This window comes from Streptomyces exfoliatus (genome assembly GCF_000725545.1).
GTDB classification, from domain to species: domain Bacteria; phylum Actinomycetota; class Actinomycetes; order Streptomycetales; family Streptomycetaceae; genus Streptomyces; species Streptomyces exfoliatus.
In genome coordinates this window covers 86263-107592 of the sequence record NZ_KL647056.1, presented here as the reverse complement: position 1 = coordinate 107592, position 21330 = coordinate 86263, and the positions used below count along the sequence as shown (strand labels likewise).

Genomic DNA, 21330 nt, shown 5'->3' with positions numbered 1-21330 from the left:
ATCAAGGAAGGTGCCTCACATTCGGAAGACGCCGAAGCCGCCGCGCGCGCCCTCGACCGGTGCCGTGTGGATCGCGGAGAGGCACAGCCCGAGGACCGTGCGGGTGTCGCGGGGGTCGATGACCCCGTCGTCGTAGAGCCGTCCGGAGAGGAACATCGGCAGGGACTCCGACTCGATCTGCGCCTCGACGAGGGCGCGGAGCCCGGCGTCGGCCTCGTCGTCGTACGGCTGCCCCTTGGCGACGGCGCTCGCCCGCGCCACGATCGACAGGACCCCGGCGAGCTGCTGCGGGCCCATGACGGCGGACTTGGCGCTCGGCCAGGCGAAGAGGAAGCGCGGGTCGTACGCCCGGCCGCACATCCCGTAGTGCCCGGCGCCGTAGCTCGCCCCCATGAGGACGGACAGGTGGGGCACGCGGGAGTTCGACACCGCGTTGATCATCATGGCGCCGTGCTTGATGATGCCGCTCTGCTCGTACTCCTTGCCGACCATGTAGCCGGTGGTGTTGTGGAGGAAGAGAAGGGGGACGTCCCGCTGGTTGGCGAGCTGGATGAACTGCGCCGCCTTCTGCGACTCCGGGCCGAAGAGCACGCCCTGCGCGTTGGCGAGGACACCGACGGGGTACCCGTGCAGACTCGCCCACCCGGTCACCAGGCTCGGCCCGTACAGCGGCTTGAACTCGTCGAAGTCGGAACCGTCGACGATCCGGGCGATCACCTCGCGCGGGTCGAACGGCGTCTTGAGGTCGCCGGGCACGATCCCGAGGAGTTCGTCCTCGTCGTACTTCGGCGGCTCGGCGAGACCTGCCGGATCGGGATGGGCCTTGCGGTGGTTCAGACGGGCCACGATCCGGCGGGCCTGGCGGATCGCGTCCGTCTCGTCGACGGCGTAGTGGTCGGCGAGCCCCGACGTCCTCGCGTGCATCTCGGCACCGCCGAGGGACTCGTCGTCGCTCTCCTCCCCCGTCGCCATCTTCACCAGCGGCGGACCGCCCAGGAAGACCTTCGACCGCTCCTTGATCATGACGGCGTGGTCGGACATGCCGGGGACGTACGCCCCGCCGGCCGTCGAGTTCCCGAAGACGACGGCGACGGTCGGGATGCCGGCCGCCGACAGCCGCGTCAGGTCGCGGAAGAGCGCCCCGCCGGGGATGAAGATCTCCTTCTGGGAGGGGAGATCGGCGCCGCCGGACTCGACGAGCGAGATGACGGGCAGCCGGTTGGCGAACGCGATCTCGTTGGCCCGCAGCGCCTTCTTCAGCGTCCACGGGTTGGAGGCGCCGCCGCGCACGGTCGGGTCGTTGGCGGTGATCAGGCACTCGACGCCCTCGACGACCCCGATCCCGGTGACCAGGGACGCGCCCACCGTGTAATCACTGCCCCAGGCGGCGAGCGGGGAGAGTTCCAGGAACGGCGAGTCGGGGTCGACGAGCAGCTCGATCCGCTCGCGGGCGAGCAGCTTGCCGCGCGCCCGGTGCCGGGCCGTGTACTTCTCGCCGCCTCCCGCGAGCGCCTTGGCGTGCTCGGCGTCGAGGGCTGCCAGCTTGTCGAGCATGGCGGCGCGGTGCGCCCGGTAGTCGGGTCCGCCGGTGTCGAGGGCGGAGGCGAGGACGGTCACGGGCGATCCCCCCGTACGGCTTTCGGTGCGACGGTCACAGGAGTCCCTCCGGGATGTCGATGTGGCGCGAGCGGAGCCACTCGCCGAGCGCCTTGGCCTGCGGGTCGAACCGGGCCTGCGAGGCGACGCCCTCGCCGAGGATTCCGGCGACGGTGAAGTTGAGCGCGCGCAGACGCGGCAGGAGGTGCCGGGTGACGGTCAGGCCGGCGGTCTCCGGGAGGAGCTCCTTGAACGTGCCGACGGTGAGGGCGTGGGCGAGCCAGCGCCACTCCTCCTCCGTGCGGACCCACACGCCGACGTTGGCGTCGCCGCCCTTGTCGCCGCTGCGGGCCCCGGCGATCCGGCCGAGCGGAACACGCCGGGCCGGCCCGTACGGGAGGGGCTCGGGAAGATCCGGGTCGGGTACGGGTGCCAGGTCGAGGGTCCGGGGCGGTACGGGGACGGGGACGCGGGTCCCGTCGGGGAGCACGGCCGTGTGCGGGACCTCGGCGGCCGGTACGGACGCGGTGTCGAAGACGCCGTAGGGGGCGCCCCTGCCGGGTGGGGCGGTGACGTGGAAGCCGGGGTAGCTCGCGAGGGCCAGCTCGATGGCGGCCCCCGTCAGGGTGCGGCCGACCTTCTCGGGGTCCCCGTCCCGGACGACGAGCCGGAGCAGGGCGCTCGCGGTCTCCTCGGTGCCGGCGTCGGGCCTGTCGGTCCGCACAAGCTCCCAGCGCACCTTTTCAGGGCGGGACTTCGTGAGCGCGTCCTCGACCTGGTCCCGCACCAGCCGGGCCTTCGCCTCGACGTCGAGACCCGTGAGGACGAACACCACCTCGTTGCGGAAGCCGCCGAGCCTGCTGCGCCCGACCTTGAGCGTCGGGGGCGGCGCCTCGCCCCGTACGCCGTCGATCCGGACCCGGTCGGGTCCCTCCTGGGTGAGCCGGACGGTGTCGAGCCGGGCGGTCACGTCCGGGCCGGGGTAGCGGGCACCGGCCGTCTCGTAGAGGAGCTGCGCCGTGACCGTGCCGACGTCGACGAGGCCGCCGGTCCCGGGGTGCTTGGTGATGACCGCGCTGCCGTCCGCGTGCAGCTCGGCGACCGGGAAGCCGGGGCGGCGCAGGACCTCCGGGTCGTGCTCGCCGAAGAAGGCGTAGTTGCCTCCGGTGGCCTGGGTGCCGCACTCCAGGACGTGCCCGGCGACGACCGCGCCCGCAAGCCTGTCGTACTCCTCGGGACCCCAGCCGAAGTGCCACTGCGCGGGCCCGGTGACGAGGGCGGCGTCGGTGACTCGGCCGGTGACGACGACGTCGGCCCCGGCGGCGAGACAGGCGGCGATTCCGGCGCCGCCGAGATAGGCGTTGGCGGTGAGCGCGCCGCCCGTGGCGGGCAGCAGGTCGCCCTCCACGTACCCGATCCGGGTCGGCAGGCCGAGCTTCGCGGCGAGGGCGCGCAGGGCGTCGGCGAGCCCGGCGGGGTTGAGCCCGCCCGCGTTGGCGACGATCCGGACCCCGCGCTCGTGGGCAAGGCCGAGGCCCTCCTCCATCTGGCGCAGGAACGTCTTCGCGTACCCGGCCTTCGGGTCCTTCAGCTGGTCGCGGCCGAGGATGAGCATGGTCAGCTCGGCGAGGTAGTCGCCGGTGAGGACGTCGAGCGCACCGCCGGGCCCGCCGCCGGTGAGCATCTCTCGGACGGCGTCGAAGCGGTCGCCGTAGAACCCGGAGGCGTTGCCGATACGGAGGACCACTAGGACCCCTCAGGGGCGCGGCCCGGACCCGCGGGGCCCGCGAAGGCCTGGGCGATGGTGAGCCAGTGCTCGGCGTCGGGGCCTTCGGCGACGAGGGCGGTGTCGTCACGGTGGACGCGCTGGGTGACGAGGAGGCAGAAGTCGAGAGCGGGCCCGGTGACCTTCTGGGCGGCACCCTCGGGACCGTAGGCCCACAACTGCCCGTCCGGCGCGACGATTTCCACCCGGAACGGGTCGGCGGGCGCCGGAAGGCCCCGCACCAGGTAGGCGTAGTCGCGGGCGCGGTGACCGATCCAGGCGACGTGCCGGAGGCGGGCGGTGGGCGCGCGGACGACCCCGAGGGCGTCGGCGATGTCCTGGCCGTGCGCCCAGGTCTCCATGAGCCGGGCGGTGGCCATGGCGGAGGCGCTCATCGGCGGCCCGTACCAGGGGAAACGCACCCCCGGCGGCACCGCGCGCAGCGCCTCCTGGAGCTGCGCGCGACCCTCGCGCCAGCGCGCGAGCAGCTCGGCGGGCGGCAGCTTCGCGCCCTCCTCGGCGCCCTCGTCGACGAAACGGTCGGGCGCGGCGAGGGCCTTCGCGGTCTCGGCGGCGAAGGCCTCGGCGTCGGTGGCGGCGAGGAGCGCGGCGCGGTCGGTCCAGGCGAGGTGCGCGATCTGGTGGGCGACGGTCCAGCCGGGCGCGGGGGTGGGCGCACCCCACCGCTCCTGGCTCAATTCGCTTACGAGCAGATCGACTTCGTCGCTCTCGGCACGCAGGTCGTCGAGCACGACGACGGGGTCGGACACGGTGCGCTCCCCTCGGGGGACGGGCGTTCACGGGCCTTCGCCGAGGAGCATGACAGCGACACCAGAAACAATCAAGCGTGCTTGCTTTACTTTCGAGGGGTACTTAGGGAGTGCTTCCGATGGGTGCTTCCGAGGGGCGCTTCCGAGGGGGCGGTCGCGTCACGCCCACGCGTTGAAGAGCACTCCGCCCAACGTGGTGACGCCGTAGGTGCGCACCTGGCGCCACTCCACCCGCGTGAACGCCGACGTGTCCACGCCGGAGAGAGGCGTGGCGAGCCGCTCGCCGCTCAGCACCACGAAGCCCGCCGCCGCGAAGACCGAGGCCCACGACGGAGGATCGAGGAACAGCCCCTCGGCGTACCAGTTCCGGCGCTCCCGGGCGAAGGCGATCCAGGGGTGATGGGCGTGACACAGGACGGCGGTCTCGCCGGTGCGATCGGCGATCGAAGCGGTGTGGAAGGTGCGGGGGTACTCCTGGACCTCGACCTCGCCCAGCCGGCCCTCGGCGGCCCGGGCGGCGGCGTGCAGAGCGCCTCGGAACGCCCGCAGGTCGGTCTCCGGAAGCGGGCCGTCCTTCGCCACGAAGAAGCCCGTCGCGCCGCGCGGCAGCGCAAAGCCCGTGCCGCCCTCGCCGTACCCCTCGCCGCTCACGCCGCGGCGGCGCGACGCGGCCGCGGCACCAGTTCACCACCGCAGTTGGGGCACACACCCGCCATGGCGTCGGCGCAGGGAACGCAGAAGCTGCACTCGTACGAACAGATCCGCGCGGGCCCGTCGGGCGTGAGGGCCGCCGTCTCGCAGCGCTCACACCGGTCTCGCATCTCCAGAGCCATGGTCGGCCCCCTCCTTCGTACGACTGCGAACACCCCCATGGTCAGCGGCCGCACCGGGCCCCCTCCACCGCCGCGACGGCCAAAGATCAACAGAATCGGGTCAGCGCCGGCCGGAGACGCGAAAGGGTGCCCGGCCGGGACGCGCGCCGGCCGGGCACCCTCGCGCATGCGCGCCGTCCTACCAGTTCACGAACTTCACCGAACCGAAGTGCTCGGGGCCGTTCGCGCTCATGTGCGTGCACCTTCCTCGGAGGGGGCGGACACGGTCAGTCGGCGATCCGCAGCAGCAGCTTGCCCGTCGAGGTGCGCCCGCCCATCAGGGCGTGGGCCGCGGGCGCCTCCGACAGCGGGAACTCGGCCGTGACCGGAAGCTTCACGATGCCGTCGGTGACGGCACCGAAGGCGCGCTCGGTGAGCGACCGCAGCGCCTCCGGCGCCGACCGCGCGAGCGCGAGGATGGAGAAGCCGGCGACGGAACGGCCTTCCGGGTAGAGCTCGGGCTGCCCCACCTGCCACGGGGCCGCCCCGCTCGCGTTGCCGAAGGACACCAGGCGGCCGAAGACGGCCAGCGCGTCGAGTCCTCGGCGAAGGGTGTCGCCGCCGACCGGGTCGAGCAGCAGGTCGACGCCCCTGCCGCCGGTGGCGCGGCGGACGTCCTCGGGGAAGGAGTCGCCCACGAACACCTCGTCGTAGCCGTACGCGAGGGCGTGCTCGGCCTTGGCGGCGGAGGAGACCACTCCGTACACCGCACCGGCGCCGGCCGCGCGGGCCAGCTGCCCGACCGCGGTGCCGATGCCGCCCGCGGCGCCGTGCACCAGCACGCTCTCCCCGGCGCGCAGCCGCCCCACCTCGTGGAGCAGGGCGTACGCGGTCGGCAGCACGGTGGGGAGCGCGGCCGCGGTCCGCAGGTCCATGCCCTCCGGGAGGGGGAAGACGGTGACGGCGTCGGCGACCACTACCTCCGCGTAGGCGCCGGCACCGACGAGCGCGGCGACCTCCTGTCCGGGACGCAGCCCCTCGACGCCGGGGCCGACGGCGCGGATCCGTCCGGAGACCTCCAGGCCGGGGACGAAGGGCAGCGACTCCACCCGGTAGCCCTCGGCGCGCGCCTTGAGGTCCGCGAAGTTCACGCCCGCGTAGGCGGTGTCGATGGCGACCTGGCCGGGTCCCGGCTCGGGGATCTCGGCCCGCACGACCTTCAGTACCTCGGGGCCGCCGTACTCCTGGAACTCGACTGCACGCATGACGGAACGCACCCTTCGACAGGTGTTCAATGGAAAGCGAACACTCGGAGTGTATGATCGCCATCGAACACTCGGCAAGGGGACGGAACGACGAACGCGAGGAGAGCGGCATGCCGGACCAGGCGGCGGGCGGACACCGTGCCGCACCCGTGCACACGGATCCCGACGAGGTCCCCCTCCTGACCGCACTGTCCGCGCTCGCGGATCCCGTACGCATCCAGCTGATCCGCGAACTGGCCGACTCCGCCGACTGGACGCGCAGCTGCGGCAGCTTCGACGTACCCGTAGGGAAAGCGGCGCTCAGCCATCACTTCTCGGTGCTGCGCGGCGCCGGCCTCGTCGAACAGCGCGACCAGGGGCCCAAGCGGGTCAACCGACTGCGCCGCGACGAGTTCGAGGCACGTTTCCCCGGACTGCTCGACCTGCTCCTGCGCGCCGACGACACGGGCAGCGCGGACAGCGGCGTCAGCGCCGGCTGACCCTTCGGACGGGCGATCGGGTCAGTGCCTGACCAGGCAGAACGGATGACCCGCCGGATCCGCGTACACCCGCCAGGACCGCGTGCCCGCCCCGCCGTCGAGGAGGGTCGCGCCCCGCGCGAGGACCTGCTCCTCGGCCGCGTCCAGGTCGGCGACACCGAAGTCGAGGTGGAACTGCTGCGGACGCTCGGAACCCGGCCAGGTCGGCGGGCGGTGATCGGGGACGCCCTGGAAGCAGAGGACGAGGCCGCCCGGCGCGTGGAGGGTGGACCAGGCCTCGTCGATCGACCAGCGCCGGTCCGGGCGGTCGACCTCGCCGCCGAGCACCGCGCGGTAGAACTCCGCGAGCACGCGAGGGGCGGGGCAGTCGAGCACGACGCACTGGAGATCGGCGATCATGCCCGGAGTCTAGGGTCAGGGCCGACGCGCGGCTTCAGGACACCGCCGTAGCCCCCCACTACCGCTCACGCCGGCGCGACTGGGTGCGGACCGCGCCCATGCTCGCCGCGATCACGAGGGCGATGGCGACGGCGTCGGTGACGGACAGGGCCTGGCTGAGGATGAGGAAGCCGGCGGCTGCCGCGATGGCCGGTTCCAGGCTCATCAGGATGGCGAAGGTGGGCGCGGGCAGCCGGCGCAGGGCGAGGAGTTCGAGCGTGTACGGCAGCACCGAGGACATCAGCGCGACCGCGAGGGCCAGGCCGATCGTCGACGGCACGAGGAGCTTGCCGCCCGCCTCCGCGATGCCGAGCGGCAGAGTCAGCACCGCGCCGAAGGCCATGGCGAGCGCGAGCCCGTCGGCCTGCGGGAAGCGCCGACCCGTACGTGCGCTGAACACGATGTACGCGGCCCACATGGCGCCCGCGGCGAGCGCGAAGAGCGCGCCGAGCGGATCGAGACGGTCGAAGCCGCCTCCGCCGAGGAGGACGAGGCCGCCCAGGGCGAGTCCGGCCCACAGCAGGTTCACCAGCCGGCGCGACGCGACCACGGACAGGATCAGCGGGCCGAGGACCTCCAGGGTCACGGCGGCACCCAGCGGGATCCGGTCGGCGGCCTGGTAGAAGAGGACGTTCATGCCCGCCATGGCGGCGCCGAAGGCGGCGATGGTCCCCCAGTCGGCGCGGCTGTAGCCGCGGACCTTGGGCCGGCAGACGATCAGTAGGACGGCGGCGGCGAGCACGAGCCGCAGGGTGACGACCCCGAGGGCCCCGGCACGCGGCATGAGGAGTACGGCGACGGCGGAGCCGAACTGTACGGAGAGCCCGCCCGCGACGACGAGCGCCACCGGCCCGAGCCGCCGCCCGGCCGCCGACCCCGGCTGCGCCGGAGCGGCTCGGGGACCGGAGACGGCCGCCGCGTCGGGGGGCACGACGGAGGCCGCGACGGGGGCCACATCCTTGACCGGACTGTCCACCGACTGCTCCTCCACCACGTCACACACGAAAGTTCACGGAATCGGAGACTCGCCGAGCCCGCCTACAGTCCACCATACTGGACTACAAGTCCATCACACTGCACCACCCGGCGGCTCCGCCCACTCCCTCCCCTCCCACGCTACGAGCCGCCGCGCGGCACCGGAAATGCCGATTGCCCTGCGGTTATGCTCCGGACGCATGGGCATCGAGCTACGCCACCTCCGCTGCTTCCTCGCCATCGCCGAAGAGAACAGCCTCACCAGAGCGGCCGCCCGGCTCCACCTCACCCAGCCGGCCGTCTCCCGCACGCTCGCCGCCCTGGAACAGCACCTCGGCGCCCGGCTCGTCGACCGCTCCACCCACCACCTCGCCCTCACCGCCGAGGGCCGCGCCTTCCAGGACCGGGCAGCCGCCGCGCTCGCCGCGTTCGAGGCCGCCGTCGACCCGGCGAGGCTGCGCCACCGCCCCCTGCGCCTCGGACACGCCTGGTCGGCCTTCGGCCCGTACACCACTCCGCTGCTCCGGCGCTGGCAGCGCGAACACCCCGAGACCCCGCTCGAACTCCTCCGCGTCGACGACCGCACGGCCGGCCTCGCACGAGGGGAAGTGGACGCGGCCCTGCTCAGGGGCACGGTCGACACGCCGGGCCTGGTCACCGAGGAGCTCACCACGGAGGAACGGGTCGCCGCCGTACCCTCCGACAGCCCGCTCGCCGACCGGTCCCGGCTCACCCTCGGCGACCTGGCGGGCGGAACCGTCGTACTCAACACCGTCTCCGGTACGACCACGCTCACGCTCTGGCCGCCCGGCGACCGCCCGGCGGCCACGGTCACCGTCGCCAACACCGACGACTGGCTCACCACGATCGCGGCGGGCCGGGGCGTCGGCGTCTCGTCCGCGTCGACGGCCACCCTGCACCCCCACCCGGGCGTCACCTACCGCCCGCTGACGGGCGCGCCCGCGCTGCCGGTGGTCCTGGCCTGGCGGGACGCGTTCCCGCACCCGGCGACGGGGGCGCTGGTCGCGATGGCACGGGAGATCGTCAGCGGGGACTGACTGACTGCCACAAGACGAGGTCTGTGGCCGGCGTCGCGTCAGGGCGAGGAGATCAGTCGTCGGCGAGGCGCAGAGCCCGCCCCTTCTACGCTCAGATCATGAAGATCCACCCGGGCCCGGGTTGCCCGTTCGCCCATCGGGCGCTGCCCTGGCGGACGTTGTGCCCCGTCGGCCCCGCCGACTAGACAGGGAGGAACGTACCCGTACCGCGCCCTTCAGGGGGATTTCCATGCACGCCAAGGACGCACCGAAGCCGTCGACCGCGACGAGGGCAGAGGCGGGCGCTCGTCGTGACGGGCCGCGCGGCGGCACGGTCACCCCCACTACCGGTGTCGGCGGTGTCCTGTCCCCGCAGACGGTCCTCGCCCTCCAGCGCACCATCGGCAACGCCGCCGTCTCCCGGCTGGTCGAGGAGTCCCGGCACCAGCACGGCGCCGGCTGCGGCCACGCGCAGAGCCCCGAGGCCGCGCCCGCCCCCGTACAGCGTTCCGCCGTGCACGGCGTCCTGCGCAGCTCCGGGAGCCCCCTCGACGACGGCACCCGCGCCGACATGGAGTCCCGGCTCGGCGCCGACTTCTCCGACGTGCGCGTGCACAACGACAGCGCCGCCCGCGCGTCCGCAGCCGAGGTCGGCGCCCGCGCGTACACCTCCGGCAACCACATCGTCATCGGCGACGGCGGCGGCGACCGCCACACCCTCGCGCATGAGCTGACGCACGTCATCCAGCAGCGTCAGGGCCCGGTCTCCGGCACGGACAACGGCTCCGGTCTGCGCGTCTCCGACCCCTCGGACCGCTTCGAGCGGGAGGCCGAGGCAAACGCCCGGCGCGCGCTGTCGGGCTCGGCTCCGGCTCCGGCGGCGGGTGCCGTCGCCGAGCCCGTGCAGCGCACGGCCGGGGGGACGCGGTCCTCCGCCCCTTCCGTCCAGCGCGTGCTGACGGATCCGGAGCAGACGACGAGCTCTTCGTCCTCCTCCTCCGCACCGCCCGCGCAGGAGACGGCGGTCGCGACCGCTCCGGCGTACGGCACCGAGATCAGCACCGCGGAGGAGGCGACCGCCCACGGGCTGAATGCCGACAACACTCTCGTCGTGAACGCCGGCCACTCCGGCGACATGTACCACGTCCGGGCCGCCATGCTCCTCGACCCGGGCCTCAAGCTCCTCATGTACGGCCTGCTGGACGACTTCGACGAGGCGGCCGACCGCCCTCGCATCGCGGGCTCCGTGCGCACCGCGAGGATGACGGAGGAGAACACCCCGGCGAAACTTGCAGCAAAGCGTGGACGCGACGACGACTTCAAGGCCAGAAAGCGGGAGATCCAGCAAGGAAGCACTGATCTGGTCGTTCCGGACGATGTCACCATCCCGCCGAAGAAGTGGCGCAAGCAGCAAGCGGACCTCCAGATCGAGGCGGCAGAGGCAGAGATTCTGGGTGCCTACGCCGAGAGCATGGAGCGGGAAATCGACGCCGAAACCGAGCGCAGGCTGGCCGAGGAGAGCGACGACCGCCCCCGTGCGAAGCGTGCCATCGCCCGCAAAGCCACGCACATGTACCAGCTCCACGAGGATCTGGGGCCCAACCGGGTCTTCTTCACCAAGAAGTCCGGGGAGAGCCTCGGGCTCGCGCACGGCGGCGGGGAGAACATCTCCACCAACAAGTTCAAGAGTGGCATGCTGGAGCGGGGAGCCTGGGTCGGCGCCGGGGGCGACGCGACGCGGATGCAGGACTTCTACCGCGACTACGCGGCTCCGGACGCCACCACCGCAGAGGCTTTCGACTCCGCTCGCTCGAATCCCAGTCACCCGCTGAGCAGGTTCGCGCCGGGGGTCCCGTACGTCATCGTGAACTACCGGGACAGCGGCCACACCGGGGAGGGGAACGCCCCCGCGCTCGACACCGGGCGGGACGGTCTGGCCCAGCTCCAGAGCATGATCAGGGACCACCCCGACCTCGGGGGTGCGCAGCCCGTCCTCATCGGCGGCTATCCGGAACCGGACACCGTCCCCGGGCCGCACCTGCTCAAGTACTGGGAGTGGGAGGGAGTGAAGGGCCGTCGCAGCGAACTGGCACTGCTGAGCTACCTCAAGGAGAACTTCACGATCGTCGGCGCGATCGGCATGCGCAGTGGCGTCACCGATCAGTTCGCCTTCGCCGGGATCAAGACCCTGTCGATCGACATCTCCCCGAACCAGCCCAGGCCCGAGAACGGCGCCGATGTGGACAACGAGAAGGACGTGGAAAAATACCCGTCCAAGGGCTGGGAGCGCGGCGGGAAGCTGGAAGCGATCCTCGGTCCGCAGTACGGGCGGGCTTTCCTCGGTGAGGCCAGGACGGACGACCAGAAGGTCACCGACGGCACGTGGGCGGGCGCCTTCGGGGAGCGGGACCGGGCGATGCTCCGTGACGCGATCGGGCACTTCTTCGCCACGGAGCGCGTCGGAGGGGGCACCCAGGCGACGCCCGACGACTTCCGGCACTACTCCCACCCGCTGCACCAGGACAGCCGTGGCGAGCTCGAAGAGAGCACCGCGCTGGGCAACGCGAAGAAGAAGGCGATCCGCGCGAGGATCGAGGCGCAGATGAAGCAGGACGAACTGGACGCGGCGAAGAAGAGCCTTTGACGTCCCGACTCCAGCCACCCAACACCGTTACCGAAACCCATACTTGGGCTCCGTACTGAGTTGAAGCACGCTCTGAGTGCTTCCCACTCCACGCGGAGGATGCCGTACGTCGCCGAGTCACGCCAGGAGCCCCGGACGTGGGGGCGGGTTCGCGAGGACTTCTGGTGCGGCCGCCAGAAACGACGCCCCCGCGCGCCTCAGGAACCCGCCCCCGCGTCCAGCCCCTCCGCGAGCAGTTCCGCCAGGTGACGGGCCCGGGCGTTCGTCACGTGGCCGATCTGGGTCCTGCAGGAGAAGCCGTCCGCCAGGACGGCCGTGGCCCGGTCCGCCGCTCGGAGGGACGGCAGCAGTTGGTCCTCCGCGCATGCGATCGAGACCTCGTAGTGGGCCGGTTCGAAGCCGAAGTTGCCCGCCAGGCCGCAGCAGCCGCCCGACAGTTCCCCCGTGAGGCCCGCGCGTTGCCTGAGGCGGCGGTCCGCCGCGTCCCCAAGCACCGCGTGCTGGTGGCAGTGCGTCTGGCCGGCCACCCGGCGGTCCAGGCGCGGCGGCTCCCACTCCGGTGCCAGCGTCTCCAGCGCCTCGGCGAAGGTGCGCACCGAGGCCGCGACCCCGGCCGCCCTGGGATCGTCCGGCAGCAGCTCCGGCAGGTCGGTGCGGAGGGTCGCCGCGCACGAGGGTTCCAGTACCACCAACGGCCCCGCCTCTTCCCCCGCTCTCTCCAGCACGTCCAACGTCCGCCGCATCACCCTCCGCGCCGCCCCCAGCTGCCCCGTCGACACGTACGTCAGCCCGCAGCACACCCTTCCCCGCGGCAGCGCCACCCCAAGACCCGCCGCCTCCAGGACGCGGACCGCCGCCCTTCCCACCTCCGGCGCCAGGTGGTTCGTGAACGTGTCCGGCCACAGGGTCAGCACCGCCTGGCGGCGCGAGCTCCGTGCGCCGAACCACGACACGAGCGTCCGGTCCGCGACCCTCGGCATCGCCCGCTCCGGCGTCACCCCCGCCAGCCTCGCCGCGAACGGCAGCCCCATCGCCGGGTTCAGCGCCCGCCCGAACAGGTCGAGCCAGCGCGGCAGCCTGCCCATCGTCCAGTGCGAGCGCGGCCTGCGCAGGACGCCCGCCGGACCCGCGTAGTGCCGGTCCAGGAACTCCGCCTTGTACGCCGCCATGTCGACGCCCACCGGGCAGTCGCTGCGGCAGCCCTTGCAGGACAGGCACAGGTCGAGCGCCTCCCGGACCTCCTCCGAGCGCCAGCCGTCGGTGATCACCTCCCCGAGCGCCATCTCGTGCAGCAGCCGCGCCCGCCCCCGCGTGGAGTGCTTCTCCTCCCCCGTCGCCCGGTACGAGGGGCACATGACCCCCGCCCCCGAACTCGGCTCTTCCACACGACACTTGGCGACCCCCACGCATCGGGCGGCAGCCCTCCCCACCCCCACCACCGGCAGTCCCGTGAACCGCAGCCCCTCGTCCAGCGGCTTCGGGCGGACCAGCATCCCCGGGTTCAGGCCCCCGTCCGGGTCCCACACGTCCTTCACCTCGCCGAAGAGGCCGACCAGCTCCTCCCCGTACATCCTCGGCAGCAGCTCCGCCCTCGCCTGCCCGTCGCCGTGCTCCCCGGAGAGCGACCCGCCGTGGGCGACCACCAGGTCCGCCACCGCCTCCGAGAAGCGGCGGAAGTCCCGTACGCCCTTCCGCGTCCACAGGTCGAAGTCGATCCGGACGTGTACGCAGCCGTCCCCGAAGTGCCCGTACGGGGTCCCCCGGAGGCCGAACTCCGCCAGCAGCGCACGGAATTCGCGCAGGTACGCGCCCAGGCGCGCCGGCGGCACCGCGCAGTCCTCCCAGCCCGGCCACGCCTCCCCGCCCTCCGGCGTCCGTGTCGCCGTCCCCGCCGCGTCCTCGCGGATCCGCCACAGCGCCCGCTGCCCGGCCGGATCCCGGACCAGGGCGGAGTCGAGGGCGTCCGCCGCCCGGACGAGTCCCCGCGCCGCGCCCTCCCCGTCCATCTCCACGAACAGCCACGCCCCGCCCCTGGGCAGCCCCCGCGCACCGCCGGGCATCAGGTCGGCGGCCATCCCCTCCACCGTCAGCGGCCCGTGCACGAGCAGTCCCGCCGCCGCCTCCGCCGCCGCGCTCTCGTCCGGGTAACCCAGGACCACGAGCACCGGGTCGGCCGGCAGCGGGACGAGCCGTACCGTCGCCTCCGTCACCACCCCGAGCGTGCCCTCGCTCCCGCAGAACGACCGGACCACGTCCACGCCCCGCTCCGGCAGCAGCGCGTCGAGCGCGTACCCGGAGATCCGGCGCGGGAGCCCGGCCGGGTAGCCGGTCCTCAGCAGGGCCAGTCGGCGGTCGACGAGCTCCCGGAGTCCGGGCGGCGCGCCCTGCCCGTCACGGCCGAGCGTCAATCGCGCGCCCCGGTACGTCACCACATCCAGCGAGCGCACGTTGTCCGCCGTGGTCCCCCAGGCGACCGAGTGCGCCCCGCACGCGTTGTTGCCGATCATCCCGCCGAGGGTGCAGCGGCTGTGCGTGGACGGGTCGGGGCCGAAGGTGAGCCCGTACGGGCGTGCCGCGTCCCGCAGCCGGTCGAGGACGAGCCCCGGCCGGACGACGGCCGTCCGGCCCTCCGGGTCCAGGGAGACGAGGCCTCCCATGTGCCGTGTGAGGTCGAGCACGACCCCCGTACCGGTGGCCTGGCCCCCGATGGACGTACCGCCGCCGCGCGCCACGACCGGCGTCCCGTGCGCCCGGCACACCTCCAGGACGGCCGCCACGTCGTCGGCGTCGCGCGGGGCGACCGTACCCACCGGCACCCGGCGGTAGTTGGAGGCGTCCATGGTGGTCAGGGCCCGTGCGGTGACGGAGAAGTCGACGTCTCCCGCCACGGCGGCGCGCAGGTCGGCGGCGAGCCCGGACGCGTGTTCCTGGTGTCTTCCCACAACGCCAGGATGTCTCAGCGCTCGTCTCATCGGGCGGACATCCGACGACCGGCCCCTTCCCGACCCGATACTCTCCGCCTCGTGGCTGATATCCAGATTCCCGCTGACATCAAGCCCGCCGACGGCCGTTTCGGCGCGGGCCCCTCCAAGGTGCGTACGGAGGCGCTGGACGCCCTGGCCGCCACCGGCACCTCACTCCTCGGCACGTCTCACCGCCAGGCTCCCGTGAAGAACCTGGTCGGCGAGGTTCGTACCGGCATCCGTGACCTCTTCTCGCTCCCCGAGGGCTACGAGGTGATCCTGGGCAACGGCGGCTCCACCGCCTTCTGGGACGTCGCGACCCACGGTCTCATCGAGAACAAGTCGCAGCACCTCACCTTCGGCGAGTTCTCCTCCAAGTTCGCGAAGGCCGCGAAGCTGGCCCCGTGGCTGGCCGAGCCGACCGTGATCTCCTCCGACCCGGGCACCCACCCGGAGCCGGTGGCCGAGGCGGGCGTCGACGTCTACGCGTACACCCACAACGAGACCTCCACCGGTGTCGCCGCCCCGATCAAGCGGGTCGCCGGTGCCGACGAGGGCGCGCTCGTCCTGGTCGACGCGACGTCCGGTGCGGGCGGCCTCCCGGTCGACATCACCGAGACCGACGTCTACTACTTCGCCCCGCAGAAGTCCTTCGCCGCCGAGGGCGGCCTGTGGCTTGCGGCCTTCTCCCCGGCCGCTCTGGAGCGGGCGAAGAAGATCCACGAGTCCGGCCGGCACATCCCCGAGTTCTTCTCGCTGCCGACGGCGATCGACAACTCGCTGAAGAACCAGACGTACAACACCCCGGCGCTCTCGACCCTCTTCCTGCTCAACGAGCAGCTGAAGTGGATCAACGGGCAGGGCGGTCTCGACTGGGCCGTGGCCCGGACGAAGGAGTCCTCGGACGCGCTGTACGGCTGGGCCCAGGAGTCCAAGTACGCGACCCCGTTCGTCACGGACGCGACGAAGCGCTCGCAGGTCATCGGCACGATCGACTTCGCCGACGACATCGACGCGGCGGCCGTCGCGAAGGTGCTGCGCGCGAACGGCATCGTGGACACCGAGCCGTACCGCAAGCTGGGCCGCAACCAGCTGCGGATCGCGATGTTCCCGGCGATCGACCCGGCGGACGTGCGCGCCCTGACGGCCTGCGTCGACTACGTGATCGAGAAGCTCTGACCTTCCCCGTACGCGTACGGAGGGCCTTCCGTGGATGCCACGGAAGGCCCTTCGCCGTGTCCGGCTCGGCTCAGCCGCCCGACTGGGCCTTCACGTGGTCGATCACCGCGTTGAACTCGGCGGTCGGCGAGAACTCCACGACGTCGACGTCCTCCAGGGCCTCGGGTGCGTGGCCCGGCCCCCAGTAGTAGGCCTGTCCGGCCTCGTAGATCTCCTCGCCCGAGGCGGTCCGCATCCTGATACGGCCCTTGAAGAGGTATCCCCAGTGGGGGCACTGGCACAGGTCGCCTTCCAGGCCCTTGAGCGCCGGACCCATGTCCGTGCCCTTGGGGAGGTGGATGAAGGCGACGCTCATGTCGCCTCCGGCCTCCTGCATGCGGAAGTCCAGGCCGCCGCCTTCCATGGCGACAGGGGTGTCCTCGCGAGTGAATCCGGTCATGGCTCCTCCACGCCTCGTACGACCCCTCCGACCCCCTCCCCTCCAGTCTCGACCCGGTACCGCGTCCGGTCGACACGGGAGGCGGCACGGAGGCGGCGCAAGGGCGGGGGCGTCCGTCAGTCCCTCCGCAGCAGGCGCTTGACGCCGAAGACGAGGACGAACGCACCGGCGAGGACCAGGAAGCCGACGGTGACGTCGCCCTCCTCCCCTTCGACAGCCGACGCGCCCGGCGCCCGCGTCGCGCCCGGGGTGTCCGGTGTGCCCGACGGCTGCCCCGCAGGGCTCCCTGCGCCCGATCTGTCCACCCGGACGACCTTGCTCTCCCGGCCCTCCGAGCCGAACATGAACGCCGAGCCGTCCTGCGTGTACGTCACCGACTCCGCCTGCCCCTGGAAGGGCGCCCCGACGGACGTGCCGTCACCGTCCATGCGGCCGTCGTTCCACCCGTACTCCCTCGCGCTGAAGTAGCCGCGCAGGACGAGCCGGCCGCCGTCCGGGGAGAACGCGCCGTCGGTCACCCACGGCACCTCGCCGATACGCCGGAAAACGTTCGTCCCGGACGAGGAGAGGCGCTCCGGGCCCGCGTACAGCCCGCCGCCGTCCTCGTTCTTGCTGGCGATGTACACCCGGCCGGTCTTCGGATGGACCATCAGGGCCTCGGCGTTGCGCGCGTCGTCGGCGTACTTCACGACGTACTGCCGGGCCGCGACCTTCTGGTCCTTCAGCGTCTTCGGCTCGGGGAAGCGGTAGATCCAGACGTGGTCCCAGGAGCCGTCGAGGTTGTCGCCGATGTCGCCGACGTAGATGTCGCCGTCCGGCCCGACCGCGACGGCCTCCATGTCGCGGGGGGTGCCGACGCCCTGCATGGTCAGGGTCGCGACGGTCTTTCCCGTACGGGAGTCGATGCCGTAGATCAGGGGCGCGTCCTGGTCGTTGTGGGTCCAGTAGATCCCGGGGTGGGCACGGCTCGCGGCGAGGCCGCTGGACTCGGTGATCCGGGGGTCCTCGATCGTGAAGTCCCGGTCTGCCTCCTGCCCTTCGGCGCGGGCATGACCGGCGGGGAGCAGCACCAGGGCCGCCGCCGCACCGAGGGCGCACAGAGCCGTACCGAGGCCGCGCAGAGCAGATCGCATGGGCTCAAGCCTGCCACGGCGAGGCACGGATGACCTTGGACGCTGTCCCTGATCTGTCCCTGAAACCTGCTTGACCTGCGGTGGGGGCGCTGTCAGGGTCGCGCCCATGCCTACTTTCCCCGCTCCTGACGGCACCCTGCTCGCGTACCACGCGTCCGGTTCCGGAACCGGAGCGCCGCTGGTCTGTCTGCCCGGCGGCCCCCTGCAGGACTCCGCCTACCTCGGCAACCTCGGCGGGCTCGACGCCCACCGGCCGCTGGTCCGCCTCGACCTGCGGGGCACGGGTGCGTCGGCGGTGCCGGAGGACCCGTCCTCGTACCGCTGCGACCGGCTCGTCGACGACGTGGAGGCGCTGCGCGTGCACCTCGGGCTCGACACGGTCGATCTCCTCGGGCACTCGGCCGGCGCGAACCTGGCCGCGCTCTACACCGCCCGGTTCCCCGAGCGCGTCGCCCGGCTGGTCCTGGTCACGCCGGGCACCGCTGCCGCCGGGCTCGACACGTCCGGCGCGGAGCGGCTCGCGGCGGCGCGGCTGCGGAGCGGCGAGCCGTGGTTCGCGGAGGCATACGCGGCTCTGGAGGAGCTCGCGGCGGGGCGTGGGTCGGCCGAGACGTTCAAGGCGGTCGCGCCGTTCTTCCACGGGACGTGGGACGAGGCCGCGCGGGAACGGGACGCGGCCACCGTCCGGCAGCGGAACGGGGAGGGCGCCGGGGTCTACGGGAGCGAGGGCGCCTACGATCCGGCGGCCACGCGCGCGGTGCTCGCGGAGTTCGGGCGTCCGGTGCTCGTCGTCGCCGGAGAGGGCGACGCGAACACCCCGGTGCCGACGGCCACGGCGTACGCGGAGCTGTTCCCGAAGGCCGAGACGGCCGTCCTCCCGGGCGGCGGGCACTATCCGTGGCACGACGACGCGAAGTGGTTCACGGCTGCGGTCGACGGGTTCCTCAAGCATTGACGGGCCGGGGCTCGTGTCCCGGATCACGTCGCAGGTCCGGGACGGCGTCCGCGATGATATGACCATGCGTTTTCTGTTCGTCGGCGACAGCATGACCATCGGACGCGCCGGCGACTGGACCTGGCGGTACCGCATGTGGCGGCACCTGGAGTCCACACTTCCCGGCGCGTACGAGATCGTCGGCCCTCGTTCGCGGCTCTACGTCCCCGAGGACGACGCGGCGACCTCGGAGGCGTACGCCGACCCCGCCTTCCCCGCCCCCGCCCGGCGCCACCTGGCCGGCTGGGGCGAGGGCTGGCTGCACATGGCGCCGGTGATCGGCGAGACGGTCACGGCGACCCGGGCCGACGTGCTGCTCATCTCCCTCGGTCTGATCGACCTCGGTTTCTACACCGACAGCGAGCAGACCCACGAGAACGTGCGGGCCTTCGTCGCGGCGGCCCGCACCGCGAACCCGCACGTCCGCGCCGTCCTCCTGCCGGTCATACCCAACGTCCGCGCCGGCTACGACGCCCCCTTCGCGGCCGAGTGCGCCCGCTTCAACGAGCTCCTCGCGAAGGCGGTCGCCGACCTGGACACGGCGGCCTCGCCACTGCTGCTCGCGACCGTCCCGGAGTCGTACGACCTCGACGCGGACACCTACGACGGCACGCACCCGGGTCCCACGGGCGAGCACAAACTGGCCGGGGCGTTCGCCGACGCGATGCACCAGGCGTGGGGCCTGGGCGGCCCGTACGCCCGGTAGTCGCGCTCAGGCCGCGCGGGTGAGGCGGTTGGCGAAGGTGGACAGGGTGTACGTGCCGACGCCGAGGACGACCTCCAGGGCGTTGCGGCGGGTGTAGCCGGCCTTCTCGAAGGCGGCCAGTTCGGCGTCGTCGACCGCGCCGGAGGTGGCGAGCACCTGGAGGGTGAACCTCCGTACGGCGTCGAGGCGTTCGGGCTCGGGTGCCGGTCCGAGGGCGGCCATCTTGGCGTCGTGCATGTCGACGCACAGGTGGCACTGGTTGCGGTGGGCGACGGTCAGGATGACCGTCTCGCGGGAGTGCGGGTCGAGGGTGGTGGACTCGAAGATCTGACTGAGCCTCATGAAGCCGTCGAGGGTCTCGGGCGACTCCTTGAGGAGGGTGACGGCGTTGGCGGCGCGGGCGGTCATGCTTTCGGGCACGGACAAGGTCGGGCTCCCCCTGGATGGACTAGAATCGACAACATGGTTGACCATGTGTCGAGGGAAAAAGTAAACCAGGTTGTCGATACTGGCAAGGGAGAAAGAGCGGAAAGGGCCGACGGGCCGGGGTTCGAGCTGCCCCTGCTCCTCTTCGGCGGCTTCCGCACCCTCATCGACCGGCTGCACGCCCGACTCGCCGACGAGGGACACCCCGACATGCGCCCCGCTTACGGCTTCGCCATGCAGGCCATCGGCTCCCGGGGCGCCACCGCCAGCGAGATCGGGCGGCGCCTCGGCGTCTCCAAGCAGGCCGCCGGCAAGACCGTCGACCGACTGCTCGCCCTCGGCTACGCCCAGCGCGCCGACGACCCCACCGACGCCCGCCGCAAACTCGTCCACCTCACCCCGCACGGGTACGAGGCCCTCGCCCGCTCCGCCGTGATCTTCGACGAACTGCGGGCGGAATGGGTCGCGACCCTCGGCGCGGACCGCGTCCGGGACATCGAGACGTCCCTGCGGAACGTCGTCCCCGCGGAGACGGCGTTCCGCCTGGACGCCACCAGCTGGCTCGGCGCCCCCTGAGGCATGGTCCTTACGGGTGACGCCCCCTGGCGCCCCCTAGGGATCACCAGGCGAAGGCCTCCGGGGACGGGCCCGGGCCCGGGAAGATCTCGTCCAGGGAGGCGAGCAGCTCCTCGCTCAGCTCCACCTCCAGGGCGCGCAGCGCGCTCGTCAGCTGCTCGGGCGTCCGCGGGCCGACGATCGGCCCCGTCACGCCCGGCCGGGTGAGCAGCCACGCGAGGGCCGTCTCGCCCGGCTCCAGGCCGTGCTTGTCGAGCAGGTCCTCGTACGCCTGGAACTGCGTCCGCACCGCCGGGTCGGCCAGCGTGGCCGCCGCGCGGCCCTCCGTGCGCCGCTTGCCCTCGGTCTCCTTCTTCAGGACGCCGCCGAGCAGACCGCCGTGCAGCGGCGACCAGGGGATGACCCCGAGGCCGTACTCCTGCGCGGCCGGGATCACCTCCATCTCGGCGCGCCGCTCGTACAGGTTGTAGAGGCACTGCTCGCTGACGAGGCCGACGGAACCGCGCCGGGCGGCGGTCTCGTTGGCCTGGGCGATCTTGTAGCCGGGGAAGTTGGAGGAACCGGCGTAGAGGACCTTGCCCTGCTGGATCAGGACGTCGACGGCCTGCCAGATCTCGTCGAAGGGGGTCGACCGGTCGATGTGGTGGAACTGGTAGACGTCGATGTAGTCGGTGCCGAGGCGCTTGAGGCTGGCCTCCACGGCGCGGCGGATGTTCAGCGCCGACAGCTTGTCGTGGTTGGGCCAGGCCTCGCCGTCGGGGCCCATGTTGCCGTAGACCTTGGTGGCGAGGACGGTCCTGTCGCGACGGCCGTCGCCCTGCGCGAACCAGGAGCCGATGATCGACTCCGTCCGCCCCTTGTTCTCGGCCCAGCCGTACACATTGGCGGTGTCGAAGAAGTTGAGCCCCGCGTCCAGCGCCGCGTCCATGATGGCGTGGCTGGTGGCTTCGTCCGTCTGCGGTCCGAAGTTCATCGTCCCGAGGACGAGTCGGCTGACCTTGAGTCCGGTGCGTCCGAGCTGTGTGTACTCCATGGACGTCAAGCCAACTGCTTCGAGTGCGCTCGAAGCAAGGGGGTTCCCACGGAGTGGCAGGCGCGCGCCCGCGGCGCCAGGACAGGCCCTACAGGCCTGC

19 protein-coding genes and 1 pseudogene are annotated in these 21330 nt (G+C 72.5%); 7 read left to right on the top strand and 13 right to left on the bottom strand.

What is annotated here, in order from left to right:
• Positions 1–15 precede the first annotated feature (15 nt).
• The 6 genes from IO20_RS0134950 to IO20_RS0134930 form a co-directional block, all read right to left on the bottom strand.
• Positions 16–1617 (bottom strand): acyl-CoA carboxylase subunit beta, encoded by a 1602-nt coding sequence (locus tag IO20_RS0134950; protein WP_030550068.1) that lies wholly within the window; start codon positions 1615–1617, stop codon positions 16–18.
• 34 nt (positions 1618–1651) lie between these two features.
• Positions 1652–3343 (bottom strand): acyclic terpene utilization AtuA family protein, encoded by a 1692-nt coding sequence (locus IO20_RS0134945; protein WP_030550070.1) that lies wholly within the window; start codon positions 3341–3343, stop codon positions 1652–1654.
• Positions 3343–4131, bottom strand: coding sequence for a TIGR03084 family metal-binding protein (locus IO20_RS0134940; protein WP_030550071.1), 789 nt, complete (start codon positions 4129–4131; stop codon positions 3343–3345). Before IO20_RS0134940 ends, IO20_RS0134945 begins: the two co-directional genes overlap by 1 nt.
• A 159-nt stretch (positions 4132–4290) precedes the next feature.
• The gene (locus IO20_RS0134935) at positions 4291–4782 is read right to left on the bottom strand and encodes a hypothetical protein (protein WP_051874467.1); all 492 of its coding nucleotides are present in this window, start codon (positions 4780–4782) and stop codon (positions 4291–4293) included.
• Positions 4779–4964: a DUF1272 domain-containing protein gene (locus IO20_RS39430; RefSeq protein ID WP_030550073.1), complete on the bottom strand. Its 186-nt coding sequence runs from the start codon at positions 4962–4964 to the stop codon at positions 4779–4781. Before IO20_RS39430 ends, IO20_RS0134935 begins: the two co-directional genes overlap by 4 nt.
• 266 nt (positions 4965–5230) lie before the next feature.
• Positions 5231–6208, bottom strand: coding sequence for a quinone oxidoreductase family protein (locus IO20_RS0134930; protein ID WP_030550074.1), 978 nt, complete (start codon positions 6206–6208; stop codon positions 5231–5233).
• A 110-nt stretch (positions 6209–6318) separates the two neighbouring features.
• Between IO20_RS0134930 and IO20_RS0134925 the strand changes: the two genes are divergently transcribed.
• Positions 6319–6687, top strand: coding sequence for an ArsR/SmtB family transcription factor (locus IO20_RS0134925; protein ID WP_031127853.1), 369 nt, complete (start codon positions 6319–6321; stop codon positions 6685–6687).
• Positions 6688–6708: 21 nt separating this feature from the next.
• Here the strand turns inward: IO20_RS0134925 and IO20_RS0134920 are convergent, their stop codons facing one another.
• Together IO20_RS0134920 and IO20_RS0134915 are read right to left on the bottom strand one after the other, a co-directional pair.
• Positions 6709–7086: a VOC family protein gene (locus IO20_RS0134920; RefSeq protein ID WP_030550076.1), complete on the bottom strand. Its 378-nt coding sequence runs from the start codon at positions 7084–7086 to the stop codon at positions 6709–6711.
• Between the two features lie 58 nt (positions 7087–7144).
• Positions 7145–8101 carry an EamA family transporter gene (locus IO20_RS0134915; RefSeq protein ID WP_030550077.1) on the bottom strand — a complete coding sequence of 319 codons (957 nt, stop codon included), beginning with the start codon at positions 8099–8101 and terminating at the stop codon, positions 7145–7147.
• A gap of 199 nt (positions 8102–8300) precedes the next feature.
• On the opposite strand from IO20_RS0134915, the gene IO20_RS0134910 reads away from it, so the two are divergent.
• Together IO20_RS0134910 and IO20_RS42520 are read left to right on the top strand one after the other, a co-directional pair.
• Positions 8301–9158 carry a LysR family transcriptional regulator gene (locus tag IO20_RS0134910; RefSeq protein ID WP_030550078.1) on the top strand — a complete coding sequence of 286 codons (858 nt, stop codon included), beginning with the start codon at positions 8301–8303 and terminating at the stop codon, positions 9156–9158.
• A 229-nt stretch (positions 9159–9387) separates the two neighbouring features.
• Positions 9388–10074 (top strand): annotated as a pseudogene (locus IO20_RS42520) (eCIS core domain-containing protein); the annotation flags it as partial.
• 1904 nt (positions 10075–11978) lie between these two features.
• Here IO20_RS42520 and IO20_RS0134900 read toward each other — a convergent pair.
• Positions 11979–14753, bottom strand: a complete 2775-nt coding sequence (locus IO20_RS0134900) for an FAD-binding and (Fe-S)-binding domain-containing protein (RefSeq protein ID WP_030550080.1) — start codon at positions 14751–14753, stop codon at positions 11979–11981.
• Between the two features lie 51 nt (positions 14754–14804).
• Between IO20_RS0134900 and serC the strand changes: the two genes are divergently transcribed.
• Positions 14805–15923, top strand: a complete 1119-nt coding sequence (gene serC, locus IO20_RS0134895) for a phosphoserine transaminase (protein WP_030550081.1) — start codon at positions 14805–14807, stop codon at positions 15921–15923.
• A gap of 70 nt (positions 15924–15993) precedes the next feature.
• Here the strand turns inward: serC and IO20_RS0134890 are convergent, their stop codons facing one another.
• Together IO20_RS0134890 and IO20_RS0134885 are read right to left on the bottom strand one after the other, a co-directional pair.
• Positions 15994–16362, bottom strand: coding sequence for a cupin domain-containing protein (locus IO20_RS0134890; RefSeq protein WP_030550082.1), 369 nt, complete (start codon positions 16360–16362; stop codon positions 15994–15996).
• Between the two features lie 116 nt (positions 16363–16478).
• Positions 16479–17495: a membrane protein gene (locus IO20_RS0134885; RefSeq protein WP_030550083.1), complete on the bottom strand. Its 1017-nt coding sequence runs from the start codon at positions 17493–17495 to the stop codon at positions 16479–16481.
• A gap of 106 nt (positions 17496–17601) precedes the next feature.
• Between IO20_RS0134885 and IO20_RS0134880 the strand changes: the two genes are divergently transcribed.
• The gene (locus IO20_RS0134880; protein ID WP_030550084.1) at positions 17602–18450 is read left to right on the top strand and encodes an alpha/beta fold hydrolase; all 849 of its coding nucleotides are present in this window, start codon (positions 17602–17604) and stop codon (positions 18448–18450) included.
• Between the two features lie 64 nt (positions 18451–18514).
• On the top strand, positions 18515–19195 hold the full coding sequence (locus IO20_RS0134875; protein WP_030550085.1) for a GDSL-type esterase/lipase family protein: 681 nt from the start codon (positions 18515–18517) through the stop codon (positions 19193–19195).
• Between the two features lie 6 nt (positions 19196–19201).
• Here the strand turns inward: IO20_RS0134875 and IO20_RS0134870 are convergent, their stop codons facing one another.
• Complete coding sequence (locus IO20_RS0134870; protein ID WP_030550086.1) at positions 19202–19603, bottom strand: carboxymuconolactone decarboxylase family protein; 402 nt, start codon at positions 19601–19603, stop codon at positions 19202–19204.
• 54 nt (positions 19604–19657) lie between these two features.
• On the opposite strand from IO20_RS0134870, the gene IO20_RS0134865 reads away from it, so the two are divergent.
• Complete coding sequence (locus IO20_RS0134865) at positions 19658–20197, top strand: MarR family winged helix-turn-helix transcriptional regulator (RefSeq protein ID WP_078945998.1); 540 nt, start codon at positions 19658–19660, stop codon at positions 20195–20197.
• 43 nt (positions 20198–20240) lie between these two features.
• Here IO20_RS0134865 and IO20_RS0134860 read toward each other — a convergent pair whose 3' ends face one another.
• On the bottom strand, positions 20241–21230 hold the full coding sequence (locus tag IO20_RS0134860) for an aldo/keto reductase (protein ID WP_030550087.1): 990 nt from the start codon (positions 21228–21230) through the stop codon (positions 20241–20243).
• Positions 21231–21330: the final 100 nt, after the last annotated feature.